The organism is Pseudomonas sp. AC083 (genome assembly GCF_979253165.1).
In genome coordinates this window covers 172,816-197,883 of record NZ_CEEDDH010000003.1, presented here as the reverse complement: position 1 = coordinate 197,883, position 25,068 = coordinate 172,816, and the positions used below count along the sequence as shown (strand labels likewise).

Here is a 25,068-nt window from a genome sequence, read left to right as displayed (position 1 = left end):
TGTTCGTACCGGATGTGCGAACGCATAGAAACCGGTTTTGCTTATTTAAGGGATGCTCATGCTCGCAAGTCGGCACGTGCTGCGCGGGGGCGCCAAATGGCTGCTGCTCGCTGGCGTATTCAGCTATTCGACCTGGTCGATGGCGTTGGGGTTGGGCGAAATCACTGTTCACTCAGCCCTCAATCAGCCGTTCAAGGCCGACATCGCGCTGGTCGATGTCGGCACGTTGACGCAAAACGATCTCTCGGCCAGCCTGGCTTCGGCGGATGAATTCGGCCGGGCCGGCGTCGAGCGGGTGTTCTTTCTCAATGACCTCAAATTCACTCCGATCCTGCGCGGCAGCCGCCAAGTGATCCGGGTGACGTCCGGCAAACCGGTCAACGAACCTTTCCTGAATTTCCTCGTGCAGCTCGATCAACCCAACGGCCGTCTGCTGCGCGAGTACACGGTGCTGATCGACCCGCCGGGTTCGCCGGGCATCGTGCCCGCCACCGACGAGCCGGATCCGCGCCCGCAATCTTCTGAATTTCCAACCGTCGCACCGGCTACCGCGCCGCCCCAGGCTGCCCAGGGCAAACGCGCTGCGGCGCCTGTGCCGCCAACGCCGGCGGTACCTGCCAACGATGCGCAGGCCGAGCAACTGGCCGCCAGCGTGCTGCTCACCCAGCAACTGCAAAAGACCCTCGACGAACAGAACCTCAGGCTGCAAGAGCAACAAGTGCAAATAGCCGACGGCAGGAAGCAGATCGAAGATTTGCAAACCCGTTTGGCCGAAGTGCAGAAAGCGCCGCCACCACCCGTGGTCGCGCCCGCTCCGGCTGCTGTCTCGGCACCGGTGGAAACGACAGACGATGGCTTGAACTGGCCTCTACTTGGCGGACTGATATTGCTGCTGGGCGTGCTGGCAGCGTTGCTCATACGCCGCCGTCAGCAACGTTCGACGGCAGATGGCACGCCGACGCCGCTATTGCCTGTGAGCGCCGAAGAAGACGTCGACGAGCCCGAGCTTCAACAATCTGTCGGTGCGCACGCGGCCGCCGATCATCGCGACGAACCCGGTGCCGGCGATGTGCTGGAGGCGGTGGGCATCTATCTGGCCTACGGCCGCCTCAGCGAAGCCGCCGGCATGTTGCGCGATGCCTTGCACAAGGAACCCGAGCGCACCGATCTTGGTCTGCAGTTGCTGGAGGTTCTTGGGCGCCAGGGTGACAGCGGCGCTTTTGAACAGCAGGAAAACCGCCTGCGTGCGCTTGGCGTCGATGAGCGTGAACTGATTGAAACCCGCGCTCGCCATCCCAAACTGGCAGGCGCCGCACCGGCGGCATTTGCAGCAACGCCAATCGCGCCCGAACTGCCCGTGGCCTTGGCAGCGACCGCAGCCGCGCCGCTTGCAGCGTCGCCCGGCGCTCTCGAGGATGATTTCGAATTGAATCTTGGCGAGCTGTCGATGGATTCAAATTGGGATCTGAACGATAGCCGCACTGATGCCGCGTCACCGCCGGTCGATGATCCGGCACTGGGCACCAGCCTGTCAGTGCTCCCCGTCGATTTCGAACTGCCACAGGCTGCATCTGCCGAAGAAGCCGAACTTGAATGGATCCCCGAACCCGACGCCCAGCCGCTCGACGATGACTTTCTCAACGAGTTCGGCGATCCCGAGCCGTCGCTGGTGCTGGAACCTCTGGATCTGCAATTACCCGAGTCCACCGAGACCGACACCGAGGCCGCCGGCAAGCTCGAACAGGCACAGACCTGCATCGACGACGGCGACATCGACAGTGCGATCGCCTTGCTCAATGAATTGCTCAGGGAAGGGGATGAGCCGTTGAAGCAAACCGCGAGGACATTGTTGGCGGGGATTCGCTGAGCGCCGACGGATTTCGTGTTCATCCGAGACCGCTTTCGCGAGCAGGCTCGCTCCCACAATGGAATGTGCTTTCCCTGTGGGAGCGAGCCTGCTCGCGAAGGCGTCAGAACGTCTGCCCCAGATTCAGATAAACCGCCTGCTCGTCCGCATCATTCAACCCATACGTGAAGTTCAACGGCCCCAGCGGCGTGTCGAAGCCGATAAACACACTCGCGGCATTGATGTAGCCGCTGTCGAATTCATTGTCGTTGTTCCACGCCCGACCGCGCTCCAGCGAGGCCCCGGCGTACAGCGGGAAGTCCAGCGGCAGGTACGAGCGCGGCGTCAGGCGGCGGTAGTACACGGCGCGCATCAGGCTGACGTTCTGCCCGGACAGCGCATCCTCACGGAACCCCGACAACTGCCGCGCGCCGCCGAGCAGGAAGCTCGAGGTCACCACATTGGCATCGTCCAGCGTGCGACCGTAGCGCCCGCCGAGTATCAGCGTATCCGGCCCGTGACTCATCGCCTTGTCGAACTTCGCTTCCCACTGGCGATAGCGATTGTCTGAACCCAGGCCCGGTTCGAACTGGGCGAACGTAAGGCTGACATCCTTGCCCTCGTGCGGAAAGTAGACGTTGTCCAGCGAGTCGTAGGAATACTTCACGGTATAGAAACCTTCGTTGAAACTCTCGCTCGGCAGATCCTGATCGCCGATGCGTACGTCAGCCTTGCCCCAGGCCTGCCCGACGCCGAGTCGCACTTCACCGTTGTTGCCGATTTGCCGGCCGAGGTTGAGGCCGAAGCCGTAACGCTCGACGCGATACTGGGCGATCGGATCGTTATCCAGCACCGAGTCAACGTTCTGCGCCTCGAACGATCCGTAGGGCGCGACGAAGTAACGCGAGCCGACGTCCAGCGGCTGATAGAACTCGCTGTACAGCTCCTGCTTGTCGCCGATCTGCGCGCGGGTCAGCCATTCCGCACCGAGGCGGTTGATGCCGTTGACGCGATAACTGGCACCAAGGTTGAAAGCACTGTCGCCGCGCATGTCGTCCGACAGATTCAGGCCGACCCGCAAGTAATCGGTGCCGCTGCGCTTGCCGCTGGCACTGATGACCAAGGTGTGATCCTGGCCTTTGTGCACCACGCGGTAACGCACTTGATCGAAGTAATCGAGGCCGTACAGCGTGCCCATGTCCGAATGCAGGCGGCCCAGGTCGAGCGGCGCGCCGATCGGTTGGCGGATGTAATAGCGAATCACGTCATCGTCGACTTTCGAGTCATTTTCGATGCGGATCGCGGTGATGATCGGCGTGCGCTGGCCCGGCTGACGGGCGGCGTTCAATTCCGCGTCCTGGGTTTGAGTCGGCTTGAGTTGCGCCAGCCGCGCATCGAGGATCCGCGTGGCGCGGTAACCGGCGTCGATCATCTCCTGAGCCTTGCCGAAATCGGTCACGCCGAACGCGGCCAGCGCAGGCTGGATCAACACGTCATTGGCATGCAGAGTCGCCAGTTGTTCTTCGGAGTTGCGCCGGGTCATCAGGGTGATCGACTGATTGAGCACATCGACCACCGTGGTCAGTTGCTTGCGATTGCGCAGAGGTGTGCCGATATCGACGACGATGGCGATGTCGACACCCATTTCCCGTGCGACATCCAGCGGGATGTTGTCGGTCATGCCGCCGTCCACCAGCAGGCGCCCATCGAGTTCGACCGGGGCGAACACTGCCGGGATGGACATGCTCGCGCGGATCACCTGCGGCAGGTGGCCTTTGCGAAACACCACTTTTTCGCCATTGGCGATGTCAGTGGTCACGGCGCGAAACGGGATCGGCAGTTTGTCGAAGTCGCGGGTGTCGCTGGTGTGGGCCAACAGGCTTTCCAGCAACAGTGCGAGGTTCTGGCCCTGAATCACCCCCAATGGCAGGCCGAGGCTGCCGTCGTCGCGGAAGCTGAGTTTCTGCTTCACCAGAAAATCGCGGTCGTCCTGCTTGCGTCGAAATGGCACGTCCTCGCGCGGCGGCGCGTCGGACAGCGCCGCTTGCCAGTCGATGCTCAGGGCGAGTTTTTCCAATTCGTCAATCTTGTAGCCCGAAGCGTACAACCCACCGACCACCGCGCCCATGCTGGTGCCGGCAATCGCGTCGATCCTGATGCCTTGTTCTTCCAGCGCCTTGAGCACGCCGATGTGCGCCAGCCCGCGCGCAGCGCCGCCGGACAGCACCAGGCCGACTTTCGGTCGTGGCGCCTCACTGGCGTGAACCAGCAGGGGAAGGAAACCAAGCAGCAGGCAAAACAGCAAACGGCGCATTGTGAGTCTCGGGGCAAGCGGTAAAGCCGGCTATTATAGCGGCGCCCTCTGTCTCAGGAGTTTCAGCGATCATGACCGTCGCCAAAGCCGAAGTTGTCATCACTTATTGCACTCAATGCCAGTGGCTGCTGCGCGCGGCGTGGCTGGCTCAGGAACTGCTCAGCACCTTCGCTGACGACCTGGGCAAAGTGTCGTTGGTGCCGGGCACCGGTGGGGTGTTTCACATCAGCTGTGCGGGTGTGCAGATCTGGGAGCGCAAGGCCGACGGTGGTTTCCCTGAGGCCAAGGTATTGAAGCAGCGAGTGCGCGATCAGATCGATCCTGACCGCGACCTCGGCCACAACGACCGCACTCAGTGAGAGGCGGCCTCGGCGGCGACGGTTGTCTTGTCGCTGCCGCCTGACATCCGCGCCGACACCACAATCGCGACGATGATCAACGCGCCACCGATGAGCATCCGCAGGGTCGGGGTTTCACTGAACAGCAGCCAGGCGAGGGTGATGCCGTAGACCGGCTCCATGGCGAACACCACTGCCGCCGTGCGTGCCTTGATCACCGCCAGACTGGCGACGAACAGGCTGTGCGCCACGCCCGTGCAGAACACTCCGAGCAGGGCGATCCACAACCAGTCCAGCGCTCGGACCTGACTCAACTGCGGCGCTGCGACCGGCAACAGACACAACGCCACGACGACGTTCTGGCACAACGCCGCCTGCACCGCCGGGATGCGCCCGGAGCTCGCACGGTTGGTCAGCGACAGCAGGGAAAACAGCAGGCCGGACAGTACGGCCCAAAGCAAGCCGACGGTGGCGCCGCTGCCCAGATCAAATGCGGGCGTCACCAGCACCAGACCGATGCTGACCAATACCACCAGGACGATTTCATTGGCACGGATGCGTTCGCGGAAGATCAATCCTTCGAGAATCACCGTGAACGCCGGGAAACTGGCAAAGCCCAAGGTGGCGATGGCCACCCCGGCGATCTTCACCGATACGAAAAAACTCACCCAGTGCCCGGCCAGCAACACGCCGCTGAGGGCAAGGCGCCGCCAGTCCACGGCCTGAAGTTTCTGCCAACCATGCTGGCTGAAGAAACGGGCGAAAAATGCCAGTGCGAGCACGGCAAAAGCCGCACGTCCAAAGACGATCACAACAGGGGATGCGGCAGCGAGTTTGCCGAACACACCGGTCAGGCCAAACATCAAAGCGCCAATATGCAGAGCGCCGAGGGCGGTACGCGGAGTCATTGCATTCCTTTTTTCAGGTTCAACTTCATGGGGCCATTGAACCGTGTCTCGGCCTGCAAGTCTGTCGGCAGGCTATCGTCTTTTGTCGCAGGAATCGCGCCGAAGATGTCCGGGCGACGAGCCGAACTCACGCAGGACTGCGGCCGAGAACGCACTCTGCGAGCTGTAACCGACGCGACTGGCTACTTCACCAATCGGCAATGCAGTGTCGCGCAGCAGTTGCACCGCGAGATGCAGGCGTCGACTGCGGATGTAATCCATCGGCGTCTGTCCACATTCGGCCATGAACCGTGCGTGCAGGCGCGCACTGGATAACCCGGCCACGCGCGCCAGGTCAGCGACTTGCAGCGGATAGCCGGCGTATTGCTCGATGTGCGCATCCAGCGCGGCGTAGGGCAGGCGACGCGCGCGGAGTTCGGCAGGTTGCGCGTGATTGAGACTGGCCAGCAGCAACACCGCGCCTTGCTGCGCGATCAACGGATCGCTGACCGGACTGTTCGCCAGCCAGTTGACCAATTGGCTCTGCCCCGAGTCCAGCGACAGCCGCCCCGGATGATCGAGCAAGCGGCGACTGGCCTCGGCATGCGCGCCCAGCGAGTCCTGCACCCATTGCCCTTCAGGGATGTCGAGCACCAGGCAGCTGCTGCCTTGGGGACTGTCGCAGGCATGATGAGCGCCGGACGGAACCACCACGACACTCTGCTGACGCACTTGGCTGCCACAGCCCTCGACCTCGAAATCCAGCGCACCGGACAGCCCGAACACCAACTGCGGGTGCTCGTGGCTGTGCACAATCAAGTCGTGGGTGTACTGGCGCAGGGTGAGGATCGGTCGCATGGCAGGTTGTCTCCGAAGTGGCCGTCAGTCTACACCGCCGTAGGCCGGATGCGCTGTCACACGACTGACGCACACTTGTCACGGTCGATTAACCGGGCGCGCGCAAGCTGGCGAAAACACCGCAGAGGGTTGCCCATGACCAGCGCCGAGCTCGCCCGACCCAGCCGCAAACAACGGGTGCGAACCCTATGGATCTCCGATGTGCACCTGGGCACCCGGGATTGCCAGGCCGAGCACTTGTCGCAATTTCTCAAGGGCTACCACGCCGACAAGGTCTATCTGGTCGGTGACATCATCGATGGCTGGAAACTGCGCAGCGGCATGTACTGGCCGCAAGCCCACACCAACGTCATCCGCCGATTGCTGACCATGAGCAAGCGCGGCACCGAGGTGATCTACGTCACCGGCAACCATGACGAATTCCTGCGGCGCTATTCGAAACTGATTCTGGGCAATATCCAGTTGGTCGACGAGGCGGTACACGTTACGGCGGACGGCCGGCATTTGCTGGTGATTCACGGCGATCAGTTCGATGTGATTACTCGCTATCACCGCTGGCTGGCGTTTCTCGGCGACTCCGCCTACGAATTCACCCTGACCCTCAACCGCTGGCTCAATCACTGGCGCGCCCGCTATGGCTACGGTTACTGGTCGCTGTCGGCCTACCTGAAACACAAGGTCAAGACCGCCGTCAGTTTCATCAGCGACTTTGAAGAAGCCATCGCCCACGAGTGTGTGAAGCGCGAACTGCATGGCGTGGTTTGCGGGCATATCCACCATGCCGAAATTCGCAAGGTCGGCGGGGTGGACTACCTCAATTGCGGCGATTGGGTCGAGTCGTGCACCGCGTTGATCGAGCATTGGGACGGCACGATCGAGTTGTATCGATTGGCGGATGCCCAGGCGCGGGAGGCGCAATTGAAAGCTGCCAAAGTTGCCGAAATCGCCTGAGCGAAAAAGCACCCTGTGGGAGCGAGCCTGCTCGCGAAGGCGTAGTGTCAGACAAAACTTATGTACCTGATACAGCGCTTTCGCGAGCAGGCTCGCTCCCACATGTGTTCTCAGGCCGGGCTGTGTTCTTGCATCGCAGCCTTGTAAATCGAGTTCTTCGGCTGCGCAAACAGCCTTTCCATCATCGGCTCGAAGAAACTCAGCGGCAGCGTGTCATACGCCGGATCAAACGCCGCCGCGTCGTACTTGGCGCAAAATTCGGCAGTGGCCTGGAACTGCGGATGATCCTTGAATTGCTCGCGCAAGTGCCGGTCCATGCCCAGGTGATGAAAGAAGTAATAGCCCTGAAAGATGCCGTGCTTCTCCACCATCCACAGATTTTCCGCACTCACGAACGGCTTGAGAATCGCTGCGGCGATGTCCGGATGGTTGTAGGAACCGAGGGTGTCGCCAATGTCGTGCAACAGCGCGCAGACCACGTATTCCTCGTCACGCCCGTCGCGAAAGGCGCGGGTCGCGGTTTGCAACGAGTGGGTCAGGCGGTCCACGGGGAAACCGCCGAAGTCGCCCTCAAGCAGCTTCAAATGCGCGAGGATCCGCGATGGCAGCTGTCTGGCATAGGCACTGAAATCGGCGGCGATAATCGCCCAGTCTTCCTCGGTGCCGTCCTTCATATGGGTGAAACGAGCATGGGCATTCATGGGCAGACCCTCATTCAGAACGCCACGCGACCGAGAATCATGTCGCGGTACATGACGAAATCGCCGAGCAGGCTGTACAGCGGATGCTGAAACGTCGCCGGGCGGTTTTTTTCAAAAAAGAAGTGGCCGATCCAGGCAAAGCTGTAACCGGCCAGAGGCAGGGCCAGCAACAGCAGCCAGGCGCTTTTGGCGATGCTGAGCGCGAGAATGAAGATGACCAGAGACGTGCCGATGAAATGCAGACGACGGCAGGTGCTGTTGCTGTGCTCGGCGAGGTAATAGGGGTAAAACTCGGCGAAGCTGTTGAACCGCTTGATGTTTTCCACGACCGCGCTCTCTGTGGTGATTGTTCTGGCGACAAGTTGTTCGGCGGGTAGCTTATTTGAGTCTAGAGTGATCATTGGCGTGGGCCAGTGACAATCGGCGCCACTTTAGTATCCTTCGCAAATAGGGCGGTTATCTGCAGCCCGTCATGTAAAAGAATAACAACCATGAGCGAACGAACGACTTCTGCAAGCTGGGCGATGGGGATTGTCAAAGCACTGGAGATGGACGGCCTGGATTGCCGGGTTCTGTTCAGGCAACTGGGGCTGGATTTCAGCGCCCTTGAAGATCCGGATGCACGCTTCCCGCAGGATTCCATGACCCGGCTCTGGCAGCGCGCGGTCGAGGTTTCCGGCAACCCGGCGATCGGCCTGAACATGGGCAAAGTGGTGCGTCCGGCTTCGTTTCACGTTGCCGGCTATGCGCTGATGTCGAGCAATACCCTGGCTGAAGGTTTCCAGCGTCTGGTGCGCTATCAACGCATCATTGCCGAAAGCGCTGACCTGAGCTTTCGCCTGCTCGACGAAGGTTACGCGCTGATTCTCACCGTGCACGGCGATCATCTGCCGCCGACCCGGCAGAGCGCCGAAGCGTCACTGGCCTGCGCTTTGGCGCTGTGCGGCTGGCTGACGGGGCGCCCGCTGCACCCGGTCAAAGTGTTGGTTCAGGGCGATCAGCCGACAAATCTGCAACCTTATAAAGAAGCCTTCCACGCACCGCTGGTGTTCAACGCGCCTTACGATGCGTTGATCTTCGAACGTGCCGATATGGAGGCGCCGCTGCCGACCGCCAACGAAGCCATGGCGCTGTTGCATGATCGCTTTGCCGGGGAATATCTGGCGCGGTTTTCCGAAAGTCGCGTGACGCACCGGGCACGTCAGGTGTTGTGTCGTTTGTTGCCCCAGGGCGAGCCCAAGCGCGACACCGTGGCGCAGACGCTACACCTGTCGCAGCGCACTTTGCAGCGGCGCTTACAGGAGGAGGGCACCAGTTTCCAGCAGTTGCTCGACGACACCCGGCGCGAGCTGGCCGAGCAATATCTGGCGCAACCGAGCATGACCTTGCTGGAAATCGCTTACCTGTTGGGCTTTGCCGACCCGAGCAACTTCTTTCGCGCGTTTCGCCGCTGGTTCGACACCACGCCCGGCGAGTACCGCTTGCGCCTGACGCAGGTGCCGGACGCGGTCAATGACGCCAGAACGCCGGAATACACAGCACAAACACCGTAATGATCTCCAGTCGGCCGAGCAGCATGCCGAACGACAGAATCCACTTCGCCGCATCCGGCAGGGTGGCGAAGTTGCCGGCCGGGCCGATGGTTTCGCCCAAGCCCGGGCCGACGCCGGACACGGTGCTGGCGGCGCCGGTCAGCGCGGTCATCCAGTCGACCCCGAGCAGCGACAGCAGCAGGGCGATCACGCAGATGGTGATGGCGAAGAAGAACGAGAAGGTCAGGATCGAACGGACAATTTCTTCGTCGAGGCGGTGACCGTTGTACTTCTGCTTGATCACCGCGCGCGGGTGGATCAGCTGATTGAGGTTGGCCTTGAGCAGGATGTAGGCGACCTGGAAACGGAAAATCTTGATGCCGCCCGCCGTCGAACCTGAGCAACCGCCGACAAAGCCCAGATAGAAAAACAGCATCAGCGAGAAGTTGCCCCACAGGCTGTAGTCCCCGAGGGCGAAGCCGGTGGTAGTGACCACCGAGGTCACGTTCAGCGCCACATGCCGCAGCGCTTCCAGCCAATGCAGCTTGGTGGTCCACCAGTACCAGGTGCCGAGCACCAGCCAGGTCACCAGCAGCATCGCCAGCAAACCCTGCACCTGTTGATCCTTGATCAATGCTCGGCGGTTGCCGCGTAGCGTCGCCACGTACAGGGTGAACGGCAGGCTGCCGAGAATCATGATGACGATCGCCACCCAGTGCACCGCCGGTTGCGTCCACTTGGCCAGCGACTGGTCAGAGGTCGAGAAGCCACCGGTGGAAATCGCCGACATCGCGTGGTTGATCGCATCGAACGGGCTCATTCCCGCCCACCAGAACGCCAGGCTGCCGAGAATGGTGATGCCGACGTAGGCCGCCACAATCAACCGCGCCACCATGTGCGAACGCGGCATGACCTTTTCCGAGCGGTCCGAGGATTCGGTCTGGAACAGGCGCATGCCACCGATGCGCAGCAGCGGCAGAATCGCCACGGCCATGCCGATGAAGCCGATGCCGCCGATCCAGTGCAGCAGCGACCGCCACATCAGAATCCCCGGCGACATGTTGTCCAGGCCGTTGAGCACGGTGGAGCCGGTGGCGGTGATGCCGGACATGCTTTCGAAGAACGAGTCGGTGTAGCTGATGTGCTGGGTCAGCAGAAACGGCAGCGCGGCGAAAATGCACACCACCAGCCAGCTGCTGACCGTCAGCAGGTACATGTCGCGCGGGCGCAGGTGAATGTGTTCCGGTCTGCCGGGTATCACCAGGGCGAGGCCGGCGACAAAGGTGATCATGCTCGCCCAGAGGAACGACGGCAGGTCGCTGGTGCGCTCGAAAATCACCAGCGTGGCCATCGGCACGACCATGGCCACAGCCAGCGTGATCAGGAAGATGCCGATGATAAAACCAATGATCCGTAAGGTCGGCAACGCCATGAAATCCGCTCGGGCTGGTGGGAGAAGGGCGCCATTCTACCTGTGGGGCAAGGCATGTAAACCGGCAGGCGCTGCGCAGATGAAGCTAGAATAGCCGCACATTTTTCAAAGGAGGTGGCCGATGCAGGCTCTCGACGCGTTGCTCAACCGTGTTTCCGTTCCCCGACTGGTCGAACCGGCCCCCACTGCCGAGCAGCGCGAAGCCCTGTTCGGCGCGGCCTTGCGTGCCCCGGATCACGGGCACTTGCAGCCGTACCGCTTTTTGACCGTCGAAGGCGCGGCGCGTGAGCAAATGGGCGAGTTGCTGGCCGAGGCGGCCCGCCAGCAGGGCGGCGAAGTCACCGAAGCGATGATCGACAAGGCCCGCAACGGCCCACTGCGCGCGCCGCTGGTGGTTGTGGTCATCGCGAAATTGCAGGAGCACGTGAAATACCCGAAGGCTGAGCAATTGCTCACGGCCGGCTGTGCGGCCCACGGGATTTTGCTCGCGGCGTATGCGCAGGGGATTGGCGCGGTGTGGCGCACCGGGGATCTGGCGTATTCAAAGCATGTGGCCGAAGGCTTGGGGCTGGTGGAAGGCGAGGAGGTGATCGCGTTTCTCTATCTCGGCACGCCGCAGAAAGAGCCGCGCGTGGCGGAGAAGGTTGATCTGGCTGAGTTCGTCAGCGCCTGGCCCGGTAAAGCCTGAAGATCAAAAGCCCCTCACCCTAACCCTCTCCCAGAGGGAGAGGGGACTGATTGGGGGATGCTTTGGAGTTACACCGACCTGAGCGACCTTCGCTGAATCCTGAGTCGGGATACCGGACGTGTTGTTTCTGCGAGTTCATAATCGACTCGGTCTTTCAGGTCGATGCACAACGGCAGACAACTCGGTCGGCCCCCTCTCCCTCCGGGAGAGGGTTGGGGTGAGGGGCTTTTTCAGGGCTGGACCACGACTCCCGGTACCAACGGCAATTCCAGACTCGCCACAAAGCCGCCCTGCGGATGATTGGCCAGCGTCAGCGTGCCGCCATGCCGTTCTGCCGCCCGTTTGGCAATCGCCAGCCCAAGGCCATGCCCGGCAGCGGTCTGCCCCGGCGCCCGGTAGAACGGCTCGCCCAACTGACTCAGATGTTCGGTCTGCACCCCCGGCCCGTGGTCGCGCACGCTGATGACAATCCGCTCAGCCTGCCGCGCAGCGTGCAATTCGATCGGCCGATCGCTCGGGTTGAAGCGCTGGGCGTTGCGCAGCAGATTGTCCACGGCGCGCTCGATCATCGTCGGCCAGCCTTTGAGATTCAGCTGCGGCTCGGCTTGCAGGCGCACGGTCTGCTCGGGTGAGCTGAGCTGCGCATCCTTTTGCAGCGTGGCGAGCAACGCATTCAGGTCCACTTCTTCAGCGCTGGCATTGTCGGCATCGACTCGCGCCAGCACCAGAATTTCACTGATCAACGCCTCCAACCGGTCGCATTCGCGGGTCAGCCGTGGCCACAGTTTCTCACGCTCTTCAGGGTTGGCGCGCTCGGCCAAAGCCAGCGCGATGCGCAGACGCGCCAGTGGTGAGCGCAGTTCATGGGAGACATCGCGCAGCAATTGGCGCTGACTGCCGATCAGGCTTTGCAGGCGCGCGCCCATGCGGTTGAAATCGGTGGCCAGCACGCCGAATTCGTCCCGGCGGTTGGCCAGTTTCGCCAGACTGTTCTGCTGATAAGTCGTCTGCCCCAGATCATGCACCGCGCCGCGCAAGCGACTCAGTGGGCGGGTGATGGAGAAAGTCACGAGCAAACTGAACAGCGTCAACACCACCAGCGCGATGCCCAGCGCACTCAGCGGCCAGAGCAGGCTTTCGCGGTGCCAGGCGTCGAGCTCGGGGTGCGGGATGCGGTAGATGAACAGGTAGGTATCACCGGTTTTTTCACTGGTGATCTCGTCGGTCAGACGCCGCCATGGCAGACGGCGATCGTCGTTGTTCTGCCGCGCCTCGAATGCTGCGGCGCGGCGCGGGAAGGTGCCACGCACCACCGGATCGCCGGTTTCGTTGAGCACCTGAACGTCGATGTGATACTGGCGTTTGCGTTGTTCGAGGATATCCTGCGCGGCTTCTTCGCCTTGGGTTTCGTAAGTCTGCGTCCATTCCGCCGCCAGCGTGTTGAGGCCGGGATGGCGGCTGAGAATCCACGCGTCCTGATTGAGCATGTGCCCGAGCAGAATCGACAGCCCGGCTACCAGAGCGATGGCCAGCCAGAAGCTCGCAAGAATCCGCCAGAACAGTGAACGCACAGAAACTCCTCGAAAATCACACCGTTCAAATGTGGGAGCGAGCCTGCTCGCGAAGGCGTAGTGTCAGTCAATCCATCTCTGGCTGAGGCAGCGCTTTCGCGAGCAGGCTCGCTCCCACATTCGATTTGAATGGAACAGGCCCGACGAGGTGAGTCGTCGGGCCCATGGTCAAGCCATTATTGCGCCTTTTGTGCCTGCTGCGCTTTCCAGGCCTTGAACTCGGCCCATTCGGCGCGGCGTTCGGCGCGTTTCTTCTGGATCTCGTCGAATTGCTTCTGTTGCTCAGGTTTCAGCAATGCACGGACATCGGACTCGGCTTTCTTGTGGTTGGCCGCGATCTCGTCCTTCATGGCTTTCTGGTCGGCCGGCGAGAGTTTCTCCAGGTACTTGTCGACCACCTGCTTACGCTCGTGCATCTGCTCGCCCATGATCTTGCGAATCTGCTCGCGCTGTTCGCGGGTCAGATCGAGCTGGCTGTACGGGCCTTTGCCGTGCATGCCGCCGTGCATCTGACCGCCGTGGCGCGGGCCATCCAGCGGACCACCGAGCGGACCGCCATCCTGCGGCATGGCCATGGCCACGGTTGGCAGAGCGGCAGCGAACATCAGAGCGATAAGAGTCTTGCGCATGGTGTATCTCCTTGTCTCGTTCCCGGTACGTTCCGGATGAGTGCAGATTACGCAGATCAAGGTCAGCGGCGGTCAGCGCAGCGTAAAGCTTCGGTAAAGACGTTTCGTGCCCGGCCTTACACATATGCTGTGCAGGAGGTGCTGAAGGCTGCGATCTGATCGTTCCCATGCTCTGCGTGGGAATGCAGCCGAGGACGCTCTGCGTCCTGCAGCCTGAAGATCGCCGCCTTGGGCAGCTCGTACACGAAACTGGATGGTTTTACAGGCTGTAGTAGTAACCACGGCTACGCAGCGCAACGATGCGCGGGCGGCCGTCGGGGTGGGGGCCGATTTTTTTGCGCAGGTTGCTGACGTGCATGTCGAGGCTGCGGTCGTACAGGGTCAGCTTGCGGCCGAGGGCCAGTTGCGCCAGTTCCTGTTTGTCCAGCGGCTCGCCGGGCTGCTTGAGCAGGGCTTCGAGCAGGCGGCTTTCGGAGACGGTCAGGGTCAGTTCTTTTTCGTCGATGCTGACCACGCCGCGCACCGGGCTGAAACTCAGGTCACCCAGCTCGAGCTGCGTCGAAACGGCTGCCGGGTGGCTGCGGCGCAACACGGCGCGCAGGCGCGCGGTCAGTTCGCGGGGGTCGCAGGGTTTGGCCAGGTAATCGTCGGCGCCCAGTTCGAGGCCGAGGATGCGGTCCAGCGGTTCGCCACGCGCTGACAGCATCAGCACCGGCAGGTCGGCGTGGTCGTTGCGCAATTGCTTGAGCAGTTCCAGACCGCTGCCGTCGGGCAGCATCACGTCCAGCACCACCGCCGCCGGGGCGGTTTCGGCCAACGCCTTGCGGGCGCTCTGGCCGTCGTGGCAGGCGCGCACCTGGAAGCCTTCCTGGCTCAACCAGCTACTCAGGAGTTCGCACAACTCCTGGTCATCATCAATCAGTAACAGCTCGCTCATGACTCACTCAATTTAGCCATTGCCGACGTTTTCGGCTTGCACCACTGGCAAAGATACCGCAGAGCAGCGCCAATAGCGCTACCCCGGCGCCAGTGACGAACCACTGCTGTTGATCGGTCAGCAAACGCGGCAGCGGGCTGGCCTGGGCTTCCTTGAGTTGCAGCTTCAGACGCTGGTTCTCCTGGCGCAGCCGGGCGAGCTGGGCGCTTTCGCGAGTGTTGTCGGCATTTTGCAGTTGTTTGTTCAGTTCTTCGCGCTGCTGCTCACTGGCCTTGAGCCGCTGTTGCAACTCGGTGATCTGGCTGCCGGCGCTCAATGACAATGGTGTGGAGCTGCCGCTTTCGGTGGTTTCCTCACCATGGGCGGGCGCCATGATCGACAACGTGAGCAACATCAGACACAACGGACCCTTGCGCATCGCGACACCTGTTTCCAAATGGATATTGGGCAGGTTGTCGGCAGGCAAACGAGAATAATGAGCGATTGAGAGCAGCGGAAGCCGAGAAGGTTCAGTGTCAGAGAGGTGATGTTGGTGGCTGATGCGTTTTTTGTGGCGAGGGGATTTATCCCCGTTGGGCTGCGCAGCAGTCCTGAGATGTAAGCAGGCGGTGTGACAGGCACACCGCATTGAATGGCTTTGGGGCGGCTTCGCCACCCAACGGGGATAAATCCCCTCGCCACTGGGACTTTTGTCTTTTAAGGGAGGACTTGCTTGAACGGTTTGACGATCACGTTGGCGTAAACGCCGGCGGCGATGTACGGATCGGCATCGGCCCAGGCCTGAGCGGCGCTGAGGGAGTCGAACTCGGCGACGATCAGGCTGCCGGTGAAACCCGCTGCGCCCGGATCATTGCTGTCGACGGCCGGGTGCGGGCCGGCCAGCACGATGCGGCCTTCGCCCTTGAGCGCTTGCAGGCGTTCCAGATGCGCCGGGCGTGCGGCCAGGCGCGCTTCCAGCGAGTTGGCAACGTCGGTGGCAATGATGGCGTAGAGCATGTCAGTCCTCGGTTTTTGGCGTTGTGGTATCGGTGTCATGCAGGTGGCGCGACAGGTAAACGCCCTGTGCGACCAGGAACAGCACGGTCATGCCCAGGCTGCCGAACACCTTGAAGTCGACCCAGATGCTCTGGAAGGTGAAGGCGACGAACAGGTTGGCCGCGCCGCAAAACAGGAAGAAGCCGATCCAGGCGATGTTCAGGCGCGTCCAGACCGGGTCTGGCAGGGTCAGCGCGTGGCTCATGATGCGTTTGATCAGCAGGCGATCGCCGATGAAATGGCTACCGATGAACGCCGCAGCGAACAGCCAGTTGACCACCGGCGCTTTCCATTTCAGGAAGGTTTCGCTGTGGAAGGCCAGCGTCAGGCTGCCGAATACCAGGCAGGCGATCAGCGTCAGCCACTGGCTCTTTTCCAGCTTGCGCTGCTTGATGAACAGCGCGCCGTACACCACCAGGGAGCTGATGATCAGCATCGCCGTGGCGCTGTAGATACCGCCTACGGTCACTTGCTGGCCGGCAATGTCGACGACCCGTGGATCAAGTTTGTAAACGATGAAGAACAGCAGAAGCGGGATGAAATCGATGAATTGTTTCACAGTGAGAGCCAGAAGCTGGATGTGGCGGCATAATAACAAACATATGGGCGCGCGATAGCGCCAGCTGATTTGAGGTTACAACTCCCCGTGAATGTTGATTTGCACTGCCACAGCACGGCCTCCGACGGCGCCCTGGCGCCTGCGGTTCTGGTTGCGCGAGCGTTCGAAAACGGCGTGCGAGTCCTGGCGTTGACCGACCACGACACCCTTGAGGGGCTCGCCGAGGCGCGTACTGCCGCCACCGAGTTGGGCATGCAACTGGTCAACGGCGTCGAATTGTCCTGCACTTGGGGCGGGGCGACTATTCACGTGCTGGGTTACGGCTTCGACGTCAACGCCGCGCCGTTGGTCGAAGCAATCTCCAAATTGCACGATGGCCGCTGGCTGCGGTCGGAAGAAATAAGCCGCAAGCTCGCACTGAAGGGCATGTCCGGTGCCCTCGACGGCGCCCGGCAGATCCAGCAGGAACTGGGCGACAGCGGCAACGCGCCGGCCCGGCCGCATTTCGCTGACTGGATGGTGCGTGAAGGTTATGTAAAGGATCGCGCCGAGGCGTTTCGCAAATGGCTCGGCGCCGGCAAGCTCGGCGACGTCAAGCTGCACTGGCCGACCCTGGAAGACACCGTCGCCACCCTGCGCGCCGCCGGTGCCTGGGTCAGTCTGGCGCATCCATGGCACTACGATTTCACCCGTAGCAAGCGCCGAAAGCTGATTGCCGACTATATTCAAGCAGGCGGGCATGCTATCGAGGTGGTCAATGGCCACCAGCCCGCAGAACAGGTGGGCAGCCTGGCGATCCTTGCCCGTGAGTTCGGTCTGCTGGTCAGCGCCGGCAGTGACTTTCATGGCCCTGGCGGCTGGTCCGAGATCGGCCAGTACCGGCCGGTTCCCGAGGACCTTCCACCCCTGTGGTGTCGGTTCAAACATGACACAGATATTGCCGCCGTCTGAACAGGTAGAGAATGTGAGTCAATTTTTCCAGATACATCCGGAAAACCCGCAAGCGCGCCTGATCAAACAGGCGGTCGAGATCATCCGCAAGGGCGGGGTAGTGATTTATCCCACGGACTCGTCCTACGCCATCGGTTGCCAGATCGGCGACAAGACCGCCATCGAGCGTGTGCGACGGCTGCGTCAGCTTGATGAGAAGCACAACTTCGCGCTGATCTGCAGCGACCTGTCGCAACTGGGCAATTACGCCAAGATCGACACCGGCACCTTCCGCATTCTCAAGGCGCATCTACCCGGCCCTTACACTTTTATTCTCAACGCCACCCGCGAAGTGCCGCGCCTGTTGCTGCATCCGAAGAAACGCACCATCGGCCTGCGCGTGCCAAGCCATCCGATCGCGTTGGCGCTGCTGGCCGAACTCGGCGAGCCGCTGATGAGCGTGACGCTGATCATGCCCGGCGACGAAGACCCCCTCAGCGATCCCTACGAAATGCGCCAGTTGCTTGAGCATCAGGTCGATCTGATCATCGACGGCGGTTTTGGCGGTATCAAGGCCTCAACGGTGATTGACCTGACCGGCGATGACCCGGAAGTGGTCCGCGTTGGTTGCGGCGATCCGACGCCGTTCATGGTCGAGGCCTGAATGTCCGCAGTGGAAACCGTGGTCGATCCCCAGGCCGGCGCCCAGCAGGAACTGCCGTTCGCGATGGTCTATGGCCAGGCGGTCATGGAAATGCCGCTGGACCTGTACATCCCGCCGGATGCGCTGGAAGTCTTTCTTGAGGCCTTCGAAGGCCCGCTCGACCTGCTGCTGTACCTGATTCGCAAACAGAACATCAATATCCTCGACATCCCGGTGGCGGAAATCACCCGCCAGTACATGGGCTACGTCGAGTTGATGCAATCGGTGCGTCTGGAGCTGGCCGCCGAATATCTGGTGATGGCGGCGATGCTTGCCGAGATCAAATCGCGCATGCTTCTGCCGCGCGCCGAAACCGTTGAAGATGAAGAAGACGACCCGCGCGCTGAACTGATCCGCCGCTTGCAGGAATACGAGCGCTTCAAGGCAGCTGCCGAAGGTATTGATGGTCTGAGCCGGGTCGGTCGCGATGTGATCGTGCCCAAGCTCGACGCCCCGGAAGCGCGGGCGCGCAAGCTGTTGCCCGACGTCGCGCTGGAAGAGATTCTGATGTGTATGGCCGAAGTCCTGCGCCGTGGCGACATGTTTGAAAGCCACCAGGTCAGCCGTGAAGCGCTGTCCACCCGCGAGCGCATGAGTGATGTGCTGGAGCGGCTCAAGGGCGGCGGCTTCGTGCCGTTTGTCGAGCTGTTCACCGCCGAAGAGGGCCGCCTGGGTGTGGTGGTGACTTTTATGGCGATCCTTGAACTGGTCAAGGAATCCTTGGTCGAGCTGGTGCAGAATGAGCCGTTCGCCGCGATCCACGTGCGAGCCCGAGCCGAATAACGAGTCCCTGTATGAACCTGACTGAACCCCGCGAGCTGGCGCCCCTGCTTGAAGCCTTTCTGTTGGCCTCGGGAAAGCCGCAATCCCTTGAGCGCCTGTTTGAACTGTTCGAAGAAGGCGAGCGGCCGGAGCCGGCGGTCTTCAAGAAAGCCCTGACCCTGCTTGGCAAGTCCTGCGAGGGCCGTGCCTTTGAGCTAAAAGAAGTCTCGTCGGGCTATCGCTTGCAGATCCGCGAGAAGTTCTCGCCGTGGGTCGGCCGTCTCTGGGAAGAGCGCCCGCAGCGCTATTCCCGCGCCTTGCTGGAAACCATCGCGTTGATCGCCTATCGCCAGCCGATCACTCGTGGCGAAATCGAAGATGTGCGTGGTGTGGCGGTGAACAGCAACATCGTCAAGACCTTGCTTGAGCGTGAGTGGATTCGCGTCGTCGGCTATCGCGACGTGCCGGGCAAACCGGCGATGTTCGCCACGACCAAGGCGTTTCTCGACCACTTCAACCTGAAAAACCTCGAAGACCTGCCGCCGCTGGCCGAACTGCGCGAAATGGAAGCCGAACCGGTGCTCGACTTCGACGACGTGCCGGTGCCGCAGAGTCTGCAAGAGCTGGCCGACGCCAGCGCCGAGCCGGAGGAGGAAAAGGAAGAAACCAGTTTCCATTCCCTGTTGCTGGAGCTGGACAGCATGGAAGAGGGCATCAAGACCGACTTCGACGACTTGCTGCGCGATGCGGCGGATGGCGAAGCGCCGGTGCCCGAGCCTGAGATCACCGCGCCGGTTGTTGAAGTTGAAGTGGAACTTGAAGCCGCGCCCGACGCCGAACCGGAAGAAGATATTCTCGGTGTCGCCGAAGCCCGCGAGAAACTCCTGGCCGCTGTCGCCGCCCTCGAACAGCCGGAACCGGAACTCAGCGAAGAAGAAGCCGAAGCCCGCGCGCTGGCTGAGGCAATCGAAGCCGAACGGCGCGAGTTCGAAGAATGACGCCTATTGAGAAACCAATGTAGACCCTTGTGGGAGCGAGCCTGCTCGCGAAGGCGGTGTGTCAGATACATCGATACTGAATGACACTGCGCCTTCGCGAGCAGGCTCGCTCCCACAGGGTGAAATGTCGTTCTGGAGATTGCGATGAGCTCAACCAAAGACCCCTGCATCAGCCTTTGCAAATTCTCCGACGACATCTGCCTGGGTTGCGGTCGCAGCAAGCGCGAGATCAAGGCCTGGAAGAAGCTTGACAAGGACGACAAACGCACGGTGCTGGCCGAAGCCGCGCTGCGTCTGATCAAACTCGGTGGTGCCGGTCGGCGGAAAAAGAAATAACCGGCAATCGATCAGCTAGTCTCTGATGCGCGATGGCGCACATCCGCGTATGATTCGCGACCCTTCGCCGATCCCTTCGGCCTGGACCCAGTTTTCAATGCTTCAGGCGCCGCCTGAACAGACCACACCGGGAGGTGCCCAGATGAGTGACATCAATCAGAAAGACGACCAGGAAATCGGCCCAGCAGGCGAAAAACTGCAGAAGGTCCTCGCCCGTATCGGCGTCGGCTCGCGCCGTGACGTGGAATCCTGGATCAGCCAGGGCCGGATCAAGGTCAATGGCAAAGACGCCACCCTCGGCCTGCGCGTCGACATGCATGACGCCATTACCATCGATGGCAAGGTGATCAAACGCGAAGAGGCCGCCGAATCGGTGCGCCGCGTGATCATGTACAACAAGCCTGACGGCGAAATCTGCACCCGTGACGACCCGGAAGGCCGTCCGACCGTGTTCGACAAGCTGCCGCGTCCGAAAGAGGGCCGCTGGATCAACATCGGCCGTCTCGACATCAACACCACCGGTCTGCTGATGTTCACCACTGACGGTGAGCTGGCCAACCGCTTGATGCACCCGTCCTACGAGATGGACCGCGAGTACGCCGTGCGTGTACGCGGTGAAGTCGACGACGAGATGATCGAACGGCTCAAGGCTGGCGTGGTGCTGGAAGACGGTCCGGCGCGTTTCACCGACATTCAACAGGCGCCGGGCGGTGAAGGCTTCAACCACTGGTACCACTGCGTGGTCATGGAAGGGCGCAACCGTGAAGTGCGTCGTCTGTGGGAATCGCAGGGCCTGGTGGTCAGCCGTCTGAAGCGCGTGCGTTTCGGTCCGGTGTTCCTCAACTCCGACCTGCCGATGGGCCGCTGGCGCGAAATGAGCCAGTACGAAGTCGACGTGCTCAGCGCCGAAGTCGGCCTGACCCCGGTGGCAATGCCGCAGCTGAACGCCAAGAGCAAGGACAAGCTCGAACGCATGCAGCGCAAATCGTCGCGGCCGATGGCCAAGACCGAGCGCGTGCGTACCCTGCGTCCAGCCGCTGGCGCACCCACCGGGCCACGCCCGGGCCGCGAGCCGCAGATCGAAGGCGAGCGCCCAGGTCGCAAGCCGGTTGCCCGTGACGGCGAGCGCGCACCGCGTCCGGCTAATGGCCGTACCGAGCGTGGCGAAGGTCGTGCACCGGCCGGTCGCGGTACGCCAGTGGCGGATCGTCCAGCCGACACCAGCAACAAGCGCCCGGCCAAACCGGCGCCGAAGCGTCCGGGGATCAAACTGGTCGACGGCGACAAGCCCTCCGGCAAGCGTCGCGGCGCACCGGCCGGTTCGGGCCAGCGCCCGGGTTTCGGTCGCAAAAAGCCGGAATAAGGCAGCTGTGAGTTACTAGCTACAAGCTACAAGCTACAAGCTACAAGCTGAAGCAAAAACGCCAACCTCAGGGTTGGCGTTTTTTTGTCTGGACGAAAGTCTGTGCTGACACCGATCGTTCCCACGCTCTGCGTGGGAACGATCATCTGCGGCTTACATAATTTCCCTGTGGGAGCGAGCCTGCTCGCGAAGGGGCCAGTCGCTTAAAACACGAATCGTCCGTCGAAGACTGGTTTGTCATCCAGCGCCAACACCCCGCCAGAAAAGATCAGATCCAGGTGATGACTGCCCTTGGCGCCACCGCCCAGTCCGAGATGCAGCCCACAATGCCGCTCCTCAAACCCGGCATTACGCGCATACAGATCCTTGACGCCTTCATTGGTGCCAATCCCCAACTCCTCAATCCGCCGGTTCGACGGGTTGGCATCCAGGTATTTGTTGAAATCATGCTCCAGCCCCGGCACGTCGGTGGCGATGCGGCTGATGGTCGAATTCTCGATCCATAGCTCCAGCGGCGATTCCAGCACGCCGTACTTGCGCGCGAACGGGATGGTGCTGAGGAAGGTGCCCTTGAACTTCACGTGGCCATTGATGGCTTCGCTGTGGGTGGCGATTTCGCCGGGGGCGAGGTCGAAGTTGCCGACGCCGTTGATGTCGGTCCACTTCTTGATGCTGCTCATCGGTGTTTCGAACCATGAGCCGTGATCGTCCTTGAAACTCAGCGTGGTCGCCTGGGACATGCGCTGGATCAGGTGACTGTTGAGCCCGGCGATGCGTTGCGGTGTGATGCTGAAAGTGTCGTAGAAGTAGTCGCCGTAATCCTTGAACAGCAGCGACTTCTTCCAGTTTTCCGCCATCACCGCTTGCAGCGCGCGGACGAACTCCGGGCCATCGGGGCGTGGGTTGGGCAGGGTGGAAGAGTCGTAGAAGAAAATGTACAGATCGCTGTCGGCAATTGCCTCGGACAGCGCTGTGGTGCTTTCCAGGTCCAGGCGCCGGGCGCTGAACTGGAAGCGCGGATGTTCGCCGGCCTGTTCGGCAATGGCGCCGGTCAGGGCTTCGTAGTCGGCGGTATGGCCGAGCATGACCTTCGCCGAGTCGAGGCCGGCAATGGCTGGGTGATGTTCGAGGTAGTAAAGGAAATGCGAGATGGCGCGGGGCTTGTCCATGAATCCTCCCTGACTGACCGGGGAATGAAGCGGCAGGCACGACCGGCCGGACCGTGCCTGCCCGGGATGTCTTACAGAGGCCACATCGCCGTGCCGAACGGAACCACCGCGTCGGCTTGCATCATTTCCACAGCGGCCTCATGGGTTGGCGCTTCAAACCATTCGTCCAGTTGCAGTTCGGTATCCAAGTCTTTTTCCAGTGCTTGCATGGTCGATCTCCTAGAGAATTTCACGGTTTATGACTGACCGGTCGAGGTGGCCGGTGAGACGTGAAGAACCTAGTTGAGCGTTTTTGTGAATGCAAAAATTTATCCATTTAATTTTTAAATAGACTTTTTGTTCTGTTTTTCGGGATGAATTTTCTTATTTGAAAACAAAAAACTAGGTCGGTGAAATTGATAGCAAGCTAGCTACCGTCAATATGCAGACGTCCTTCGGAAATTTCTGATTCGGAAAATATTCGTTACGCCTTGTAAAGAAAACCTGACGATATTGGCCCGCCAACCCGGTGATTTCCCGTCTCGCCCTCCGTTGTAAGGAAAAGCTTCCGTAACCCGACGCAGCGTGCCCCACGAGGGGCTCTGCCGCGCTTGTTTCCAGCCTTCAGGCAGGGTGTGATGCGCCCCATGCCTGTCGTGCAGGCGAATAACAAGAAGGAGGCGCAATGTACGCCGCGACTGATTTCCACTTCTCCCCGTGGGACGGTTTTCTCCTCGTCCCCGTCGATGGCCTGCAAAGGCCTGACTCACATTTTGCAGCCGCTCGGCACTGTCGAGGCGGACACGTGCAATCCCGGCAACCGACACGCTGATCAGGCGGGTCTGGCAGCAGGGGGTTGGCGGTGTACAATGCGCCGCGTTTTAACTGTGACCCTCTGCGTAATCGCAAAAATCTCGAGGCTATCCGCCTTGTTCACTCCGCCGCGCCACAAGCGTGCCGGGTTCGATTTCGTCACAGATAAAAACAAACAGGTGACGCATGACCGTTGTAAATGAGCTGAACTCCTGGTGCCTGCGCTGGGGTTTGATCGGGGCTGCCTGAAATCGCAACCTTGCAGCAACGTCTACTGAACATCATCAAACCTTGCGTGAGACCTTTTCATGAGTGGACAACCCTCGCAATCAGGCGAGCTTAAACGCGGCCTGAAAAATCGCCATATTCAACTGATCGCCCTCGGTGGCGCGATCGGTACCGGATTGTTCCTCGGTTCTGCCGGGGTACTGAAATCCGCCGGGCCGTCGATGATCCTCGGCTACGCCATCTGCGGCTTCATCGCCTTCATGATCATGCGCCAGCTCGGCGAAATGATCGTCGAAGAGCCGGTGGCCGGTTCCTTCAGTCATTTCGCGCACAAATACTGGGGCGGTTTCGCCGGTTTCCTCTCGGGCTGGAACTGCTGGATTCTGTACATTCTGGTGGGCATGTCCGAGCTGACAGCGGTCGGCAAGTACATCCATTACTGGGCGCCGGATATCCCGACCTGGGTCTCCGCTGCCGCATTCTTTGTGCTGATCAACGCGATCAACCTGGCCAACGTCAAAGTCTTCGGTGAAGCCGAATTCTGGTTTGCGATCATCAAGGTCGTGGCGATTGTCGGTATGATCGCGCTGGGCAGCTACCTGTTGGTCAGCGGCCATGGCGGCCCGCAAGCCTCGGTGAGCAACCTGTGGTCCCACGGCGGTTTCTTTCCCAACGGGGTGAGCGGTCTGGTGATGGCCATGGCGATCATCATGTTCTCCTTCGGCGGTCTGGAAATGCTCGGTTTCACCGCCGCTGAAGCCGACAAGCCGAAAACCGTGATCCCGAAAGCGATCAACCAGGTGATCTACCGCATCCTGATTTTCTACATTGGCGCACTGGTGATCCTGCTGTCGCTGACCCCGTGGGACAGCCTGCTGGAAACCCTCAACGCGTCCGGCGATTCCTACAGCGGCAGCCCGTTCGTACAAGTGTTCTCGATGCTCGGCAGCAACACCGCCGCGCACATCCTCAACTTCGTCGTGCTGACCGCTGCGCTGTCGGTATACAACAGCGGTACCTACTGCAACAGCCGCATGCTGCTGGGCATGGCCGAGCAGGGCGATGCGCCGAAAGGTCTGGCGAAGATCGACAAGCGCGGCGTGCCGGTGCGTTCTATTCTGGCGTCGGCGGCAGTGACGCTGGTTGCCGTGCTGCTCAACTACCTGATCCCGCAGCACGCGCTGGAACTGCTGATGTCGCTGGTGGTTGCGACGCTGGTGATCAACTGGGCAATGATCAGCTACTCGCACTTCAAGTTCCGCCAGCACATGAACCAGACCAAACAGACGCCATTGTTCAAGGCGCTGTGGTACCCGTACGGCAACTTCGTCTGCCTGGCGTTCGTGGTGTTCATCCTCGGCGTGATGCTGCTGATCCCGGGGATTCAGATCTCGGTGTACGCGATTCCGGTGTGGGTGGTGTTCATGTGGGTCTGCTACCTGATCAAGAACAAGCGCAGTGCCCAGCAGGCGCTGCCAGTGATCGCCAAGTAACCGCTCAAGCAGAAAC

Annotated in this window: 26 protein-coding genes; 12 read left to right on the top strand and 14 right to left on the bottom strand. The window is 61.1% G+C overall.

Features of this window, described 5'->3' with window-relative positions:
* Positions 1–58 precede the first annotated feature (58 nt).
* Positions 59–1,867, top strand: a complete 1,809-nt coding sequence (locus tag AC0IXA_RS07010) for a motility hub landmark protein FimV (RefSeq protein WP_471812320.1) — start codon at positions 59–61, stop codon at positions 1,865–1,867.
* A 103-nt stretch (positions 1,868–1,970) separates the two neighbouring features.
* Here AC0IXA_RS07010 and AC0IXA_RS07005 read toward each other — a convergent pair whose 3' ends face one another.
* Positions 1,971–4,160, bottom strand: coding sequence for a patatin-like phospholipase family protein (locus tag AC0IXA_RS07005; protein ID WP_471812318.1), 2,190 nt, complete (start codon positions 4,158–4,160; stop codon positions 1,971–1,973).
* 71 nt (positions 4,161–4,231) lie between these two features.
* On the opposite strand from AC0IXA_RS07005, the gene AC0IXA_RS07000 reads away from it, so the two are divergent.
* Entirely contained in the window at positions 4,232–4,519 is a 288-nt protein-coding gene (locus AC0IXA_RS07000) for an Rdx family protein (RefSeq protein WP_460125127.1), read from the top strand.
* Here AC0IXA_RS07000 and AC0IXA_RS06995 read toward each other — a convergent pair.
* Both AC0IXA_RS06995 and AC0IXA_RS06990 read right to left on the bottom strand, forming a co-directional pair.
* Positions 4,513–5,406, bottom strand: coding sequence for a DMT family transporter (locus AC0IXA_RS06995; protein ID WP_471812316.1), 894 nt, complete (start codon positions 5,404–5,406; stop codon positions 4,513–4,515). The two genes, AC0IXA_RS07000 and AC0IXA_RS06995, sit on opposite strands and share 7 nt — an antisense overlap.
* 72 nt (positions 5,407–5,478) lie before the next feature.
* A complete protein-coding gene (locus AC0IXA_RS06990; RefSeq protein WP_122704748.1) occupies positions 5,479–6,243 on the bottom strand; it encodes an AraC family transcriptional regulator in 765 nt (254 codons plus the stop codon).
* A gap of 135 nt (positions 6,244–6,378) precedes the next feature.
* Here AC0IXA_RS06990 and AC0IXA_RS06985 point away from each other — a divergent pair, with 135 nt between their 5' ends.
* The gene (locus tag AC0IXA_RS06985) at positions 6,379–7,194 is read left to right on the top strand and encodes a UDP-2,3-diacylglucosamine diphosphatase (protein WP_197891284.1); all 816 of its coding nucleotides are present in this window, start codon (positions 6,379–6,381) and stop codon (positions 7,192–7,194) included.
* A gap of 110 nt (positions 7,195–7,304) precedes the next feature.
* On the opposite strand, the gene AC0IXA_RS06980 is transcribed toward AC0IXA_RS06985, so the two are convergent.
* Positions 7,305–7,895, bottom strand: coding sequence for an HD domain-containing protein (locus tag AC0IXA_RS06980; RefSeq protein WP_016771136.1), 591 nt, complete (start codon positions 7,893–7,895; stop codon positions 7,305–7,307).
* Positions 7,896–7,909: 14 nt separating this feature from the next.
* Complete coding sequence (locus AC0IXA_RS06975) at positions 7,910–8,221, bottom strand: Mpo1-like protein (RefSeq protein WP_375123270.1); 312 nt, start codon at positions 8,219–8,221, stop codon at positions 7,910–7,912.
* Between the two features lie 165 nt (positions 8,222–8,386).
* Between AC0IXA_RS06975 and AC0IXA_RS06970 the strand changes: the two genes are divergently transcribed.
* Entirely contained in the window at positions 8,387–9,448 is a 1,062-nt protein-coding gene (locus AC0IXA_RS06970) for an AraC family transcriptional regulator (protein ID WP_202947690.1), read from the top strand.
* On the opposite strand, the gene AC0IXA_RS06965 is transcribed toward AC0IXA_RS06970, so the two are convergent.
* Positions 9,405–10,859, bottom strand: coding sequence for a TrkH family potassium uptake protein (locus AC0IXA_RS06965; RefSeq protein ID WP_038363735.1), 1,455 nt, complete (start codon positions 10,857–10,859; stop codon positions 9,405–9,407). The two genes, AC0IXA_RS06970 and AC0IXA_RS06965, sit on opposite strands and share 44 nt — an antisense overlap.
* 121 nt (positions 10,860–10,980) lie before the next feature.
* Between AC0IXA_RS06965 and AC0IXA_RS06960 the strand changes: the two genes are divergently transcribed.
* A complete protein-coding gene (locus AC0IXA_RS06960) occupies positions 10,981–11,547 on the top strand; it encodes a nitroreductase family protein (RefSeq protein WP_064362083.1) in 567 nt (188 codons plus the stop codon).
* A 230-nt stretch (positions 11,548–11,777) separates the two neighbouring features.
* On the opposite strand, the gene AC0IXA_RS06955 is transcribed toward AC0IXA_RS06960, so the two are convergent.
* The 6 genes from AC0IXA_RS06955 to AC0IXA_RS06930 form a co-directional block, all read right to left on the bottom strand.
* Positions 11,778–13,118: a sensor histidine kinase gene (locus AC0IXA_RS06955; RefSeq protein WP_341638761.1), complete on the bottom strand. Its 1,341-nt coding sequence runs from the start codon at positions 13,116–13,118 to the stop codon at positions 11,778–11,780.
* Positions 13,119–13,294: 176 nt separating this feature from the next.
* Positions 13,295–13,747, bottom strand: a complete 453-nt coding sequence (locus AC0IXA_RS06950; protein ID WP_042607494.1) for a Spy/CpxP family protein refolding chaperone — start codon at positions 13,745–13,747, stop codon at positions 13,295–13,297.
* A 259-nt stretch (positions 13,748–14,006) separates the two neighbouring features.
* Positions 14,007–14,684 (bottom strand): response regulator transcription factor, encoded by a 678-nt coding sequence (locus AC0IXA_RS06945; RefSeq protein WP_016771129.1) that lies wholly within the window; start codon positions 14,682–14,684, stop codon positions 14,007–14,009.
* Between the two features lie 7 nt (positions 14,685–14,691).
* Positions 14,692–15,102: an SH3 domain-containing protein gene (locus AC0IXA_RS06940; RefSeq protein ID WP_016771128.1), complete on the bottom strand. Its 411-nt coding sequence runs from the start codon at positions 15,100–15,102 to the stop codon at positions 14,692–14,694.
* Between the two features lie 278 nt (positions 15,103–15,380).
* Entirely contained in the window at positions 15,381–15,680 is a 300-nt protein-coding gene (locus AC0IXA_RS06935) for a YciI family protein (protein ID WP_016987935.1), read from the bottom strand.
* 1 nt (position 15,681) lies between these two features.
* A complete protein-coding gene (locus tag AC0IXA_RS06930; RefSeq protein WP_471812311.1) occupies positions 15,682–16,278 on the bottom strand; it encodes a septation protein A in 597 nt (198 codons plus the stop codon).
* A gap of 87 nt (positions 16,279–16,365) precedes the next feature.
* Here AC0IXA_RS06930 and AC0IXA_RS06925 point away from each other — a divergent pair, with 87 nt between their 5' ends.
* From AC0IXA_RS06925 to rluB, 6 genes are all read left to right on the top strand, one after another.
* The gene (locus AC0IXA_RS06925; protein WP_471812309.1) at positions 16,366–17,229 is read left to right on the top strand and encodes a PHP domain-containing protein; all 864 of its coding nucleotides are present in this window, start codon (positions 16,366–16,368) and stop codon (positions 17,227–17,229) included.
* Positions 17,230–17,242: 13 nt separating this feature from the next.
* Complete coding sequence (locus AC0IXA_RS06920) at positions 17,243–17,872, top strand: L-threonylcarbamoyladenylate synthase (protein WP_016771124.1); 630 nt, start codon at positions 17,243–17,245, stop codon at positions 17,870–17,872.
* Positions 17,873–17,995: 123 nt separating this feature from the next.
* The gene (locus AC0IXA_RS06915; protein ID WP_172828192.1) at positions 17,996–18,694 is read left to right on the top strand and encodes a segregation and condensation protein A; all 699 of its coding nucleotides are present in this window, start codon (positions 17,996–17,998) and stop codon (positions 18,692–18,694) included.
* Positions 18,695–18,705: 11 nt separating this feature from the next.
* A complete protein-coding gene (gene scpB / locus AC0IXA_RS06910) occupies positions 18,706–19,671 on the top strand; it encodes an SMC-Scp complex subunit ScpB (RefSeq protein WP_341638763.1) in 966 nt (321 codons plus the stop codon).
* 144 nt (positions 19,672–19,815) lie between these two features.
* Positions 19,816–20,007 carry a DUF1289 domain-containing protein gene (locus tag AC0IXA_RS06905; protein WP_016771121.1) on the top strand — a complete coding sequence of 64 codons (192 nt, stop codon included), beginning with the start codon at positions 19,816–19,818 and terminating at the stop codon, positions 20,005–20,007.
* Positions 20,008–20,149: 142 nt separating this feature from the next.
* Entirely contained in the window at positions 20,150–21,370 is a 1,221-nt protein-coding gene (gene rluB, locus AC0IXA_RS06900) for a 23S rRNA pseudouridine(2605) synthase RluB (RefSeq protein ID WP_341638764.1), read from the top strand.
* A gap of 203 nt (positions 21,371–21,573) precedes the next feature.
* Here rluB and AC0IXA_RS06895 read toward each other — a convergent pair whose 3' ends face one another.
* Entirely contained in the window at positions 21,574–22,539 is a 966-nt protein-coding gene (locus AC0IXA_RS06895; protein WP_471812306.1) for a leucyl aminopeptidase, read from the bottom strand.
* A 71-nt stretch (positions 22,540–22,610) separates the two neighbouring features.
* On the bottom strand, positions 22,611–22,748 hold the full coding sequence (locus AC0IXA_RS06890) for a hypothetical protein (protein WP_003222780.1): 138 nt from the start codon (positions 22,746–22,748) through the stop codon (positions 22,611–22,613).
* Positions 22,749–23,639: 891 nt separating this feature from the next.
* Between AC0IXA_RS06890 and AC0IXA_RS06885 the strand changes: the two genes are divergently transcribed.
* A complete protein-coding gene (locus AC0IXA_RS06885) occupies positions 23,640–25,052 on the top strand; it encodes an amino acid permease (protein ID WP_056783743.1) in 1,413 nt (470 codons plus the stop codon).
* The last annotated feature ends 16 nt before the right edge of the window (positions 25,053–25,068 follow it).